Source organism: Herbidospora solisilvae, assembly GCF_009901565.1.
In the GTDB taxonomy this organism is placed as follows: domain Bacteria; phylum Actinomycetota; class Actinomycetes; order Streptosporangiales; family Streptosporangiaceae; genus Herbidospora; species Herbidospora solisilvae.
Genome location: NZ_WXEW01000014.1, coordinates 23,795 through 36,968 on the forward strand (window position 1 = coordinate 23,795; position 13,174 = coordinate 36,968).

Sequence of the window (13,174 nt, forward strand, 5' to 3'; positions counted from 1 at the left end):
CTTTCATCGGCGCACGCAGACGCCCGTTCCCCAGTAAGGTTCTAGAGGTTAGGTAAGCCTTACCTCAGGGGATGCACTTGCGGCTGTACCTCACCACGCTCAACCCCACCGACTCGGTCACGCGGGGTTTCCTGCCCGCCGCGAAGGCCCTCGGGTGGGAGGTCACCATCCTGACCGATCAACCGGAGGGCTATCCGGGGCACGAGACGATCGCGGCCGACGTACACGACCCGAGAGCCGTCATCGACGTCATCGCCCGCCACCACCGGCCCGACGTGATCTTCTCCAACTCCGACCACCTCCAGGTCGAGACCGCCCTGGCCGCCGACTACTTCGGCCTGCCGGGCAAGGGCTGGCGGGCCTGCCTGACCACCAAGAACAAGGCGCTCACCCGGCGGGCGCTCGGCGACGTGCGCTCGGCCCGGGTGGTGCCGGGCGAGCCGCCGCCCGAGGTCGACTACCCGGTCGTGGTGAAACCGCGCGAGGGGGTGGCCAGCGAGGATGTCGTCCTGGTCCACGACGACCTCGCGGCGGCGGCACGGGACATCTGGACGCGACGCCCGGGGGCGGTGCTGGTCGCGGAGGAGTACCTCGAAGGGCCGCTGATGACCCTCGAAACGCTCGGCGACGGGGTCACGACCCGGGTGCTGGGCGGGTTCCACACCACGCTCGGCCCGCTGCCCCATTTCGTGGAGGAACGCCTCGACTGGTCGCCGGAACTCGCCGGCGCCGACGAGGTCCTCGCCCAGCTGGAGGCGCTGGGCGTCGGGTTCGGGGCCTGTCACACCGAATACGTCCTCACCGAGAAGGGCCCGCGCGTCGTCGAGGTCAACTACCGGGTCATCGGCGACAACTGCGACCTGCTGCTGGCCGACCATCTCGACGTGCCACTGTTCGAGTGGATCCTGCGGGTACACGCGGGCGAACCGGCCCCCGAGCCGCCCCGGCCGGGCGGGCACGCGGCGGCGATCAGCGTGCTGGCCACCCGGCCCGGCACCATCATGAAGGCGCCAAAGGAGCTCACGGGCGCCCATGAGGACGTGCGGCTCTGGCACCTGCCGCTCAAGGAGGCCGGGCAGCCGGTAGCGGTGACCCACACCAACCGCGACTACCTGGCCCTGCTGCGGGCCGTCGGCCCCACCCGCGACGCCGTCGACACGGCCGCGAAGGCCTTCCTGGACGCCCACCCCTGGGTGGTCGCGTGACCAACGCCACGGCGGTGCGGGTCGGCCGCGACGGCTACCTGGCGGCGCGGGTGCTCAACGCCCTGATCAGAGAGGACGTCGGCGGGCTCGCCGGCCGGTTGAGCTGGGACAAGGCGGGCGCCTACGTGCCGCTGTCGGCCGCGCGGCGGGTGCGGCTGGCTCCCGGGTTCCCCTCGGGCGGTCTCGAAGGGCTCTTCCAGGACTTCACCGTGGCCCCCGGCGAGGCCGTGCGGCTGCGCGAGGTGCTGGCGACGCTGGCCAGGGTCGCCGACCCGGCCGACGCCGAAGGGGTGGCCGCCTTCACAGAGGAGTGCCGCCAGACGCTGACCGGCCTGGAACTGCTCGACCGCCACCGCGCCTCGGTCGAGGACCGGCTGCCCGAGCTGGGGCCGATCGGCTACGAGGTGCTGGCCGCGTTCAGCGACCATCCGGTCTATCCGACCGCCCGCTGCCGCCACGGGCTGACCGAGGAGCAGCTGCTCGCCTACGCGCCCGAGTTCGCGCCGAGGTTCACGCTGCGCTGGGCGGCCGTGCCGGGGGCCGGACCGGCGCCGGAGTTCTTCCCGTCGTTCGCCGCCGTCGGCCTGCCGCCTGGGCTGGCCGCCACCCACCGCCTGTTCCCGGTGCATCCGCTGTCGTTGCCGCAGGTGAACGCCGTGGTCGCGCCGCTCGACTTGCTGCCGGTACGCCCCACGTTGTCGATGCGCACGGTCGAGGTGTCACCCCGCACCCACCTGAAGATGCCGCTCGCCACGGCGACGCTCGGGGTGCGCAACCGAAGGTCGATCAAGCCGGGTGTGCTCGACGACGGCGCGCGGGCCGAGCGGCTGCTCGGAGAGGTGCTCGACCGGCACCCCGGCCTGCGCGTGTGCCTGGCCGGGGAGCAGGAGTTCGCCCACTCGGGCAACGAGTTCCTGGCCTGGATGGTCCGGCGGCTGCCCGAGGGCGAGATCGTCTCGGTGGCGGCGCTCAACGCGCCCGGCGTCCTGGAGGCGCTGGCCGACCGGCACTACCGCGGCGACGTCGAGGCGCTGCTCACCGACTACCTGCGGGCGCTGCTGACCTGGAACGTCACCCTCTTCGTCCGGTACGGCGTCGCGCTGGAAGCGCACCAGCAGAACCTCGCGCTCGTCTTCGGCGACGGCCCGATGCGGCTGCTGGTCAAGGACAACGACGGGCTGCTGGCCTCCCCCGACCACCTGGCGGCGGCCGGGATCGAGGTGCCGGGTTTCGCCGACGAGCGCATGCTGACCGGCGATCCCCACGCGCTGGCCGACGTGTTCGTGACGATCACCCTGCACCTGGCCGCCGCCGCGGTGACGCTGCGGCCCGACCTGGTGCGGGCCGCGCTGGCCGAGGCCCTCGACGCGCACGGCGACCACCCGATGGCCCGGCTGCTGCGCAACCGCACGCTGGAGGCCGCCCGCCTGGTCGGCAAGAGCATGGTCACCGCCGGCAGCCTCGTCTCCAAGGCCAGGAGCGGCGCGAAGGACATCAACAAGTTCTACGGGACCAGCGGCCCCAACTATCTGCGAAAGGGGTCCTCCGGCCCATGAACACGAACGTCGCGGAGCACGCCACGGTCGCCGCCCTTCTCCGGTGCTGCATCCGCGAACTGCCCGGCCAGGCGTTCCCGGCCGGGCCGTACACGCTGGTGCGGGTCGGCGGGGTGTGGCTGCGGGCGAAGACCGCCGGAGGCACCGCCCTGCGCGTCTCCGAGCCGGAGCGGCTGACCGGGCCGGCCTGGGAGCCGCTGCGCTCAGCCGACCTGGTCGAGCTCGTCGCGCGGGAGCTTCCCGGGGTGAACGGCGAGTTCGCGGCGCAGGTGGCTGGGAGCCGGGAGGTCGTCGAGCGGCTGCTGGCGGCCCGCGCCCAGGGCAAGCCGCCCGCCGACGAGTGGATGGCCTCCGAGCAGGACCTCGTGTTCGGGCATCCGTTCCATCCGGCCCCCAAGGCCCGGGAGGCGGCCAGGGGCGACTGGCTCGACTACGCGCCCGAGGCCTACGCCCGCTTCCCCCTGCGGCTGCTGGCGGTGCGCGACGACCTGGTCGTCGAGGAGGGCGACGTGAGCGCCCTCGACGGTATCCCGGCGGACGTGCCGCCGGGATACCGGCTGCTGCCGGTCCACCCGTGGCAGTTCGAGCTGATCCGGCCCCCGGTCGACGGCGACCGGCTGATCGACCTGGGCCCGGCCGAGCACGACGTGCTGCCGACGTCGTCGGTGCGGACCGTCTACGACCCGCTGCTCGACAAGTGCCTGAAGTTCTCCCTCGACGTGCGGATCACCAACTGCGTGCGGAAGAACGCCTGGTACGAACTGGCGGGCGGGGTCGAGTTGTCGCGGCGGCTGGCGCCGGTCTTCGCGGCCCTCACCGAGCGGTTCCCGGGCACCCGCTGGTTGCCCGAGCCCGGCTACCGGACCGTCGACCTGGGCCGGGAGTTGTTCGAAGGGCTCGGGGTGCTGGTGCGGTGCAGCCCGCGCGGCCGGTGCGGACCCGACGTCACGCCGGTGCTGGCGGGGGCGCTGGCCCTGCGGGAGCTCGGGGGCGACGACCCCGTGGCGTGGTGGCGCTCGTACGTCGAGGTGGTCGCGCTGCCCGTGCTGGAGGCGTTCCTGCGGCACGGGGTGGTGCTCGAAGCGCATCTGCAGAACGTGCTGGTCGGGCTGGACGCCGACGGGCGGCCCGTGCAGGCGGTGTTCCGCGACCTGGAGGGCGCCAAGCTGGTCGGGCACGACCTGGCCGGGGTCGCCGACGAGGTGGCGCGGGCGATGACGTACACGCCGGAGAAGGGCTGGGACCGGGTGGTCTACTGCCTGGTCGTGAACCATCTGGCCGAGATCGCGGCGTCCGTGGACGCGTCCCTGGAGACGTTGTGGGGCGTGGCGGCGGAGGAGATCGGCGCCTACGGCGACTCGATCGGGTGGCCCGAGCCGCTGGCCCGGCTGATGTCGGGGGTGCCGCTGCCAGCCAAGGCCAACCTGACCGTGCGGTGGGAGCGGCGGGCCGACCGGGCCGCGACCTACGTGCCGGTGGCGAACCCGCTGGTGGTCGCGTGACCGCCGGGCTCCGGGAGATCGCCGGGCGGCTGGGCGACGTGCCGGCCTACGTCTACGACCTCGCGGCGCTCGACGCCCACGCGGCCCGGATCCGCGCGGCCATGTCGGGGATCGAGGTCTACTACGCCGTCAAGGCCAACCCCGACCCGGCGATCCTGCGGACGCTGGAGCCCCACGTCGACGGGTTCGAGGTGTCGTCGGGCGGCGAGTTCGACCACGTCTCGGCGCTGTTCCCGGGTAAGCGGCTGGCGTTCGGCGGGCCGGGCAAGACCGCGTCCGACCTGACGCGCATGCCCTACCGCTTCCACGTCGAGAGCCCCCGGGAGCTCGGCCTGCTGGAGCCGGCCGACGTGCTGCTGCGCATCAACCTCCGGGTCGAGGCGCAGGGCGCGGCGCTGGCGATGAGCGGGCCGTTCGGGATGGACCCGGCGATGGTGGCCGAGTGTCGCGCCCGGCCGGGCAGGGCCCGGATCAGGGGGATCCACGCCCACCTCGCCAGCGGCCTCGACGCCGCCACCCTCACGGGCCTGGCCAAGACGATGGCCGGCCACGCCCTGCCGGGCGAGGAGGTGTGCGTCGGCGGCGGCATGGCGGTGGACTACACCGATCCCGCGAACCTCTTCGACTGGGAGGCCTACGGGGCAGGTCTCCGCGGACTCGACAGAGAGGTCGTCAGGATCGAGCCCGGCCGGGCGATGACCGCCTACTGCGGCTGGTACCTGACCAAGGTGCTCGACGTGAAGCGCGTCCACGGAGAGCTGTTCGCGATCCTGACCGGCGGCACCCACCACCTGCGCACACCCGTCACCAAGGGCCACGACCAGCCCTTCACGGTCTTCGGCTCAGGCGGCCACGAGGAGGAGGTCACGCTCGTCGGCCAGCTGTGCACCCCGAAGGACGTCTTCGCCCGACGGGTCAGGGCCGCCCTCGCGCCGGGAGACGTCGTCGCCTTCGCGATGGCCGGGGCCTACGCGTACAACATCTCCCACCACGACTTCCTGATGCACCCGAAGCCGGAGTTCCACTACGTCTCGGGGATGCCGTAGATCAGCGCCGTCAGGTCGTCGAGGCCCATGAGGTCGACCGGCCGGACGGTGCGGTTCTCCAGCACGTAGTGGAAGGCCGCGCTCACCCGGTTCAGCGGCACCTCGGCCAGCTTCGCCCAGGCCAGCCGGTAGGCGGCGAGCTGGATGGCCTGGATGCGGGCGGCGGCCGACCCGCGCGGCCGGTTGCCGGTCTTCCAGTCGACCACGATGTAGCCGTCGTTCCAGGGGAACACGGCGTCCATCCGGCCGCGCACCAGCCGGTCGGCGATGACGGTCTCGAACGGGACCTCCAGGTCGATCGGGGTGCGCTCGGCCCACTCGCTCTCCTCGAAGCGCGCCTGGAGCACCCGGAGCTGCTGGTCGGCCTCGTTGAGGTCGTCGGCCGCGCCGGGCAGGTCGAGTTCGTCGATGAGTCGCTGCTGGCCCCACCGGGTCTCCAGCCAGCGGTGGAACGAGGTGCCCCGCCGGGCCAGGGGGGCGGGTTTGTGGGGCAGCGGGCGGCGTACCTCGCGGGCGTACGCGGACGGGTCCTTGGCCAGGGAGACCAGCGACGAGACCGACAGGCGCAGCGGCAGCTCCACGAGGTTGCCCTCGCGCCGCCGGTCGCGCTCGCGCAGCAGCAGCGTGGTGTCGCGCGCCCACGACTGCATGCGCTCCTGCTCCCACTGCCGCAGCTCGCCGACGCCCTCCTCGTCGAGCCCGTCGAGGGCCTCCCGGACGAACCTGGCCCCTTCGGCGATCCCGTCGCGGACCACCACGGACGGCCACGCCGCCTCGGCGGGCTCGGCCAGCAGCGGGTTCTCCACGGCGTCGTCGTCGGTCCAGACCGGGACCGACGAGGCGTGGTCGCGGACCTCCAGCAGGAACCGGGACGGCTCCAGCGGACGCGACGCCGACCCCCACCGGTAGCCCGACGCGATCAGCAGGTAGTGGGCCCGGGTCACCGCCACGTAGGCCAGCCGCCGCTCCTCGCGCAGGTCGCGCTCCCGGCAGGCGGCGTCGAAGTCGGCCAGTTCCTCCTTGGTCAGCCCTCCGAGGGCGGGCAGGTCGCGGGCGTCGCCGCGCAGCGCGTAGGGCAGCTTGCGCGGGTTGTCGGTCCAGCGGGAGTTGGTCACCGGCGTGGCCGGGAAGATGCTGCCCCGGGCCAGCCCACCGGCCGCCGTGGTGACCTCGGACAGGCCGGGCACGATCACGACGGGCCATTCGAGGCCCTTGGAGGCGTGCACGGTCATCAGCTTGACGCTGTTGGTCTCGCCGACCCGGCCGCCTTCGAGGCCGAACTCCTCGGTCTCGGCCGCCTTGAGATAGGCCAGGAACGCGCCGAGCGTCGGGTCTTCCGCGTCACCGGCGAACCGGGCCGCCGCGTCGAGGAAGGCGTCGAGGTCGGCGCGGGCGGCCAGCGGGCTGCCGCCCCGCGAGGCCACCTCGACGTCGAGGCCGGTCCGGCGCTCCACCTCGGAGATCAGGTCGGGCAGCGGCAAACCCGCGTGGGCACGCAGCGTCCGCAGCTCCTCGGCCAGCTTCGGCAGCCGCTCGCGGGCCAGCGGTGAGTAGGGGTCGAGCCACTCGGGCCGGTCGGGCAGCTCGTCGAGGGCGTCGATGATGCTGCCGCGTTCGGCCTCCAGGTCGGCGACCACCTGGTCGAGGGGGTCGCTGGGGCGTCCGCCGCGTTCGTCGCGCTCGCGGTTGAGCTCCCTGGCCTGGTCGCCGAGTTGCTTCAGGTCGGCGGGGCCGATGCGCCAGCGGGGCCCGGCCAGCAGTCTGATCAGGGCGTCGCCGGCGGTGGGGTCGTACATGACCCGGAGCGTGGCGACGATGTCGGCCACCTCGGGCACGGTGAGGAGCCCGCCGAGCCCGACCACCTCGACCGGGATGCCGCGCGCCTCCAGCGCCTTGCGGAGCGTCGGGAACTGCGAGCGCTTGCGGGCCAGGATCGCCACGTCGCCCGGTTGCAGGGCCGGGCCCTGCCGGGGCTTGCTCCGCTCGCCCTCCCCCCACGGAAGGCCGTCGGGCGCGAGTTCCAGGCCCAGTTGCTTCTGTACGCCCTCCGCGATCCACTCGGCCTCGTCGTGCGCCGTGGCGTGGTAGGCGCACACCACCCGGCCACGGTCGGCCCGGTTCTCCCCCGGCGTCAGCACCGGCACCTCGGCGCTCTCGCGGCGCAGGTCGGTCTGGATGCGGGCGGCGACGTCGAGGACCCGCTCGCCGTTGCGGAAGCTGATCGACAACTGCCGGACCGGCGCGGGCTCCCCCTGCGCGGTCGGGAAGTCGTGCGGGAACCGCGACAGGTTGCCCGCCGACGCGCCCCGCCAGCCGTAGATCGACTGGCACGGGTCGCCGACGGCCGTGACCGGATGCCCGCCCCGGAAGAGCGACCGCAGCAGCACGAGCTGGGCGTGGCTGGTGTCCTGGTACTCGTCGAGCAGCACCACGGTGAAGCGGGCCCGCTCGATCTCACCGACCTCCTCGTGCCGGGAGGCGATGCGCGCGGCCAGCGCCATCTGGTCGCCGTAGTCGATCACCTCACGGGCCTGCTTGAGCTTCTGGTACGCCTCCACCAGCGGCAGCAGCTGCTCTCGCACGGCATGGGTCTGCACCGGCCGGCGCTGGGCCTGGGTGACCCGGCCCGGCAGCATCGCCAGCCGTTCGGACCAGCGCCTGCCGTGGTCGCGCACCTCGTCGGCGGTGGCCAGGTGTTCGGCCATCTCCCCGGCCAGGTCGAGCACGGCGGCGGTGACGCTCGGGGGGCCGAGGTCGATCTGGTCCATCGGACCGTCGTACTGGCCGACGACGCGGGCCGCCATCTGCCAGGCGACGGCCGGGGTGACCAGGCGCATCGTCGGCTCCATGGCCTCCCGGAGGGCGTGGTCGGTGACCAGGCGGGCGGCGTAGGCGTGGTAGGTGGAGATCGTCGGCTCCACCTCCAGGTCCATCGGCGTCTCGGTCTTCTCGGCGAGCGTCGTCAGCCGCTTGTGCACCCGTTCGGCCAGCTCCGCCGCCGCCTTGCGGGTGAAGGTGAGGCCCAGGATCTGCTCGGGCTTGGCGAACCCGTTGGCGACCAGCCAGACGACCCGCCCGGCCATGGTCTCGGACTTGCCCGACCCGGCTCCCGCGATGACGACCATCGGCCCGAGGTCGGCCGAGATCACTCCGGCCTGCTCGTGCGTGGGCGGTGGCACACCCAGCGTCGCCGCCAGGTCGAACGGGGTCAGCACACCTGGCCCCCGCCGTCGTTCACCGGGCACGAGAACCGGGCCGCGCAGGTGCGGCACCCGTCGTTGACCTTGGCGACGAACAGGTTGGCCGACATGCCGGCGGCGACCGTGGTGACCAGGTCCTGCGCCCAGCCGGGGTCGACGTCGTCGGCGAGCGGGAGCTGCGCCTGCTCCCTGGCCAGCGGGCCGGTCCCGGCGGCCTTGCCGACCTGGAGCAGCGCGGCTCCCCCGGGCTCGGTCATGCCGTGGCGCTCGAACGCGCCCAGGACCGTCGCGAGCTGGTAGACGCCGAGCTGCGGGTGGCGGTCGAGCTCGTCGTCGCGCGGCTTGGCGGTGCCGGTCTTGATGTCGATGATCACGGCCCGGTTGTCGCCGTCGCGCTCCACCCGGTCGACCCGGCCCTTGATGACGATCCCGTCGGAGACGACCTGGGTGAACGACTCCTCGAACCCGACCAGCTCACGCGGGTTCTCCCGGTGCCAGGTGAGGAAGCGGTCGACCATCTTCTCGGCCACGGCGCGCTGCTTGCGGTTGAACCAGATGCCGCCGAAGTCGAGGTCGTCCCACACGTCGTCGAGCCGTTTGGCGAGCTCGTCGGTGGTGTGCTCCTCGGCCGCGAGCACGGCGATGGCGTGGATGACGTTGCCGAAGACCTGGGGGACGCTCTCGCCGCCCGTGCCGACCGCGGTCTCCAGCACCCACCGCAGGCCGCACTTGGTGAACTTCTCCACCGCCGACGGCGAGATCTGCACCACCCCGTCGGGCCAGGCCAGCGGGCGGTCGTCGGAGATCTCGGTGAGGGCGTACCACGACGAGGGGTCGGCCCCCGGCACGCCCTCGTCGGCCAGCCGGGCCAGATGGCGGGCGGCGGCGCGGCGCATCGGCTCGGGCCGGGTCGGGTCGCAGACGGCGGCGCGCAGGTCGGCCACCAGGGCGGGCATGCTCAGCCAGCGGGCCCGGTCGTCGACGGTCGCGTTCTCCAGGCCGCCCGGGACCAGCTCGTTCAGGAACCGCGAGGGGCGCTCGTCGGCGTCCTCGCCGCCGACCGCCGTCACCACCAGCCGACGGCGGGGGCGGGTGGCGGCGACGTAGAACAACCGCCGCTCCTCGGCCAGCATCTTCGAGCCGAGCGCGTACCTCTCGGCGTCGGTGCCGTCGAGCGCGATCCCGCCCGCCACCTCGACCAGCGACTCGACCCCGAGCAGCGACCCCCGCACCCGCAGGTCGGGCCAGACGCCCTCCTGCACCCCGGCGGCCACCACCACGTCCCATTCGAGGCCCTTGGCGCGGTGGGCGGTCAGGATGCGCACCGCCTCGCCGTCGGGCGCCTGGGCGGCCAGCGAGTCGGCCGGGATCTCCTGGGCCATCAGGTCGTCGACGAACACCTCGACGCCGGCCTGCGGCAGGCGGTCGACGAACTTGGCGGCGTAGTCGAACAGGTTCACCACCGCGTCCAGGTCGCGGTCGGCCTGGCCGCCGCGTGCCCCGCCGCCCAGGCTCGAATGGGTCCACCGCTCCGACAGGCCGCTGGCCTTCCAGACCTCCCACAGGGCGTCTTCGGCGGTCAGGTTCTTGGCCACCGTCTGCCGCGCCGTGGCGAGGAGGGTGGCCAGCCGCTGGGCGGGCGCGGCGACGTGGGGTTCGAGCAGCGTCAGCTCGTTGGGGCTCTGCACCGCCGCCACGATCAGCTCGTCGCTCGACCGGGGCGGCACGATCCCCGCCTCGTGCTCGGCGATCCGCAACCCGCGCCGCAGGCGGCGTACACCGATCATGTCGGTGCCCCCCAGCGGGCCGGTCAGCAGTTCCTCGGCGGTGGCCACGTCGAGCGACTCGGGCCGCGCCGCCGCCTTGAGCAGCAGGATGAGCGGCCGCACCCCCGGCTCGGTGATCAGCGGCCCCTCGTCGCCCGTCACGACCACCGGCACCCCGGCCGTGTGCAGCGCCCGCCGCAACATCGGCACCTGCCGGGTCGCGCTGCGCACCAGCACCGCCATCCGCTGCCACGGCACGCCGTCGAGCAGGTGCGCCCGCCGCAGCGTGTCGGCGACCACGGCCGCCTCCTGCGACACGCTGTCGGCGATCACCACCCGGACCTCGCCCGGCTCCAGCCCGTCGACGGCGTGCAGGTCGCGGTGGGACGTGTCGCGCCAGCCCGGAGGCACCGGCAACCGGCCCGCGATCCGGCGCGAGGCGGCCAGCAGGTCCTCACCCATGCGGCGGCAGGTGCGCAGCGCCACGACCGGCGCGGCCGCGTCGTCGGCGGTCCGGAACCGTTCGGAGAAGTCGAGGATGTTCCGCACCTCGGCGCCGCGGAACCCGTAGATCGCCTGGTCGGGGTCGCCCACCACGATCAGGTCGCGCCCGTCTCCGGCGAGCCCGCGCAGCAGCTGCTCCTGGGCCGGGTCGGTGTCCTGGTATTCGTCGACGAACACCACGTCGTAGGCCGCGCGTTCGCGGTCCCGGACCGGCCCGTCGGCCAGCAGCGCCGCCGCCTCGCGGATCAGCTCGGCGTAGTCGAGCGTCCAGATCGGATCGAGGTCGAACCGCTCCTGGTAACGGGCCGCGAACCGCCCCACCGCCACCCAGTCGGACCGCCCGTGGGTGTGCCCCAGCTCGACCAGCGCGGGCCCGTCGAGCCCCCGCTCCCGCGCGCGGGCCAGGAAGTCGCGCACCTCCTCGGCGAACCCCCGCGTCTTGAGCCACTCGCGCATCGCCTCGGGCCACTGCCGGGCCCCGTCCTCCAGCTCGCCGTGCAGCAGCCGCCGCACTTCGAGCAGCTGCTCGGGCCCCGTGAGCAGCCGGGGCGGCGGCTGACCCGCTTCCAGCGCCTCACGGCGCAGCAGCGCGTAGGCGTAGCTGTGGAAGGTCAGCGCGAGGGGCGTGCGGGTGGTGCGGCGCAGCCGGGCGGTGACGCGGTCACGCAGCTCCCCGGCGGCCCGGCGGCTGAAGGTGAGGACCAGGACGCGCTCGGGGTCGACGCCGCGCGCTTCGACCCGGTCGACGACGCTCTCGACTATGGTGGTCGTCTTCCCGGCCCCGGGACCCGCCAGAACCAGCAGCGGCCCGCTCTCATGGGCCACCACAGCCCGCTGATGCTCGTCGAGCACAGGACCGGGACCCCGTCCCACGCCCCCACGCCGCACCAGCCGATAGCTCATAACGCTCTATTGCACCAGATCATGGCCATGCGATGCGCGGCGAACGGTGGTAGTCGACCCCCCATCGGTCCCAGACGGTCGCCATCGGGGCCAGGCGGGCCGCGAAGGCGTCGAACGAGCGCTGGGACTGCGGGGTCCAGGCGACCTCCGCGATGGCCGGGAGGCGGGGGAAGGTCAGGAGTTCGACGTCGTTCATCGTGACGACGGTCTCGGTCCACAGGGCCATCTCGACGCCCTCGATGCGGTCGTCGCCGATACCGTCGATCAGGGTGGCCGGGTCCCAGTCGTAGGCGTCGTCGACCTCGGTCGTGCCGGCCCAGGTCTGGCCGATGCGGGTGGTGTCGTCGTACTTCATGTCGAGGTAGACGCGGCTGGCCGGGGACATGATGACCTTCGCGCCCCGGGCGACCGCGCGTTCGACGACTTCGGGGCCGCCGTTGGTCTGCCAGTACTGGACCAGCGCGTTCGGCGGCAGGGCGGTCGCGCCGGCCTCCTGCCAGCCGACGACCTCCTTGCCGTTGGCGGTCACGGCCTGGGCGGCGAGTTCCACGATCTGGGCGTACTCGCGCTCGCTCAGCTTCTCGACCTCGTCGCCGCCGATGTGCAGGTGGCGGCCGGGGGTGAGGGCGGCGAGCTCCTTCAGGACGTCGGCCAGGAACCGGGCGGTCTCCGGTTTGCCGGGGCAGAGGGCCGAAAAGCCGACCTTGATGCCCGTGTACGGTTCGGGCGCCACCCCGTCGCAGGTGAGCTCCGGGTGAGCGGCCAGGGCGGCGTTGGTGTGGCCGGGCACGTCGACCTCGGGCACGACGCGGACGAACCGCTCCTGGGCGTACCGGACGATCTCGCGGTAGTCGGCGGCCGTGTAGAACCCGCCGGGGCCGCCGCCCACCTCGGTGGAGGCGCCGACCGTGGTCAGGTTGGGCCAGCCGGGGACGGCGATGCGCCAGCCCTGGTCGTCGGTGAGGTGCAGGTGCAGCACGTTCAGCTTGTAGGCCGCCATCAGGTCGACGAACCGCTTCACGTCGGCGACCGGGCGGAAGTGGCGGGCGACGTCGAGCATCGCGCCGCGCCAGGCGTAGCGGGGGCGGTCGCTGATCCGCACGCCCGGCAGCACCCGTTCGCGGGCGAGCTGACGGAAGGTCTGCGCGCCCCGGAACAGTCCCTCGGGGGTGGCGGCGCTGATGCGGGCGCCGTCGGGGCCGACGGTGAGTTCGTAGCCCTCGGCCCCGGCCTGGGAGGCGTCGAGGTCGAGCCTGATCCGGCCCGCGGGGCCGGTGGTGAGCTCCAGGCCGGTGTCGGCCCTGACGCCACTGACGAGCTGGGCGGCGACCGCCGGCTCCTCGGAGGTGACCGCGTCGCCGGGTTCGAGCGTGAAGCCCTGCTCCAGGCGGGTCACCGAGGCGGGGTAGGGCACGAGGGAGAGCTGAAGGGGTTCCGCCGGAGTCCCCGGAGCACACGACGTCACCAGCATCACCAGTCCCAACGAAAGCCG

At 73.4% G+C, this 13,174-nt stretch carries 7 protein-coding genes; 4 read left to right on the forward strand and 3 right to left on the reverse strand.

All coding sequences use genetic code 11. The features are described from left to right. Positions 1–71 precede the first annotated feature (71 nt). The 4 genes from GT755_RS36580 to GT755_RS36595 are packed head-to-tail and all read left to right on the forward strand — an operon-like array spanning position 72 to position 5,309. On the forward strand, positions 72–1,205 hold the full coding sequence (locus tag GT755_RS36580) for an ATP-grasp domain-containing protein (protein WP_202610946.1): 1,134 nt from the start codon (positions 72–74) through the stop codon (positions 1,203–1,205). Further along, positions 1,202–2,761 carry an IucA/IucC family protein gene (locus GT755_RS36585; RefSeq protein WP_161484151.1) on the forward strand — a complete coding sequence of 520 codons (1,560 nt, stop codon included), beginning with the start codon at positions 1,202–1,204 and terminating at the stop codon, positions 2,759–2,761. The genes GT755_RS36580 and GT755_RS36585 overlap by 4 nt, the downstream gene beginning before the upstream one ends. Then, positions 2,758–4,263 (forward strand): IucA/IucC family protein, encoded by a 1,506-nt coding sequence (locus tag GT755_RS36590; protein WP_161484152.1) that lies wholly within the window; start codon positions 2,758–2,760, stop codon positions 4,261–4,263. Before GT755_RS36585 ends, GT755_RS36590 begins: the two co-directional genes overlap by 4 nt. Then, positions 4,260–5,309 (forward strand): type III PLP-dependent enzyme domain-containing protein, encoded by a 1,050-nt coding sequence (locus tag GT755_RS36595; RefSeq protein WP_161484153.1) that lies wholly within the window; start codon positions 4,260–4,262, stop codon positions 5,307–5,309. Before GT755_RS36590 ends, GT755_RS36595 begins: the two co-directional genes overlap by 4 nt. Here GT755_RS36595 and GT755_RS36600 read toward each other — a convergent pair. Genes GT755_RS36600 through GT755_RS36610 form a run of 3 tightly spaced genes read right to left on the reverse strand, consistent with a single transcriptional unit; the run spans position 5,288 to position 13,096 of the window. Continuing rightward, positions 5,288–8,524, reverse strand: coding sequence for a UvrD-helicase domain-containing protein (locus GT755_RS36600; RefSeq protein WP_161484154.1), 3,237 nt, complete (start codon positions 8,522–8,524; stop codon positions 5,288–5,290). The genes GT755_RS36595 and GT755_RS36600 overlap by 22 nt on opposite strands. Continuing rightward, the gene (locus tag GT755_RS36605; protein WP_161484155.1) at positions 8,518–11,682 is read right to left on the reverse strand and encodes an ATP-dependent helicase; all 3,165 of its coding nucleotides are present in this window, start codon (positions 11,680–11,682) and stop codon (positions 8,518–8,520) included. Before GT755_RS36605 ends, GT755_RS36600 begins: the two co-directional genes overlap by 7 nt. A gap of 19 nt (positions 11,683–11,701) precedes the next feature. Further along, positions 11,702–13,096: a beta-N-acetylhexosaminidase gene (locus tag GT755_RS36610; protein WP_161484156.1), complete on the reverse strand. Its 1,395-nt coding sequence runs from the start codon at positions 13,094–13,096 to the stop codon at positions 11,702–11,704. Positions 13,097–13,174 lie beyond the last annotated feature (78 nt).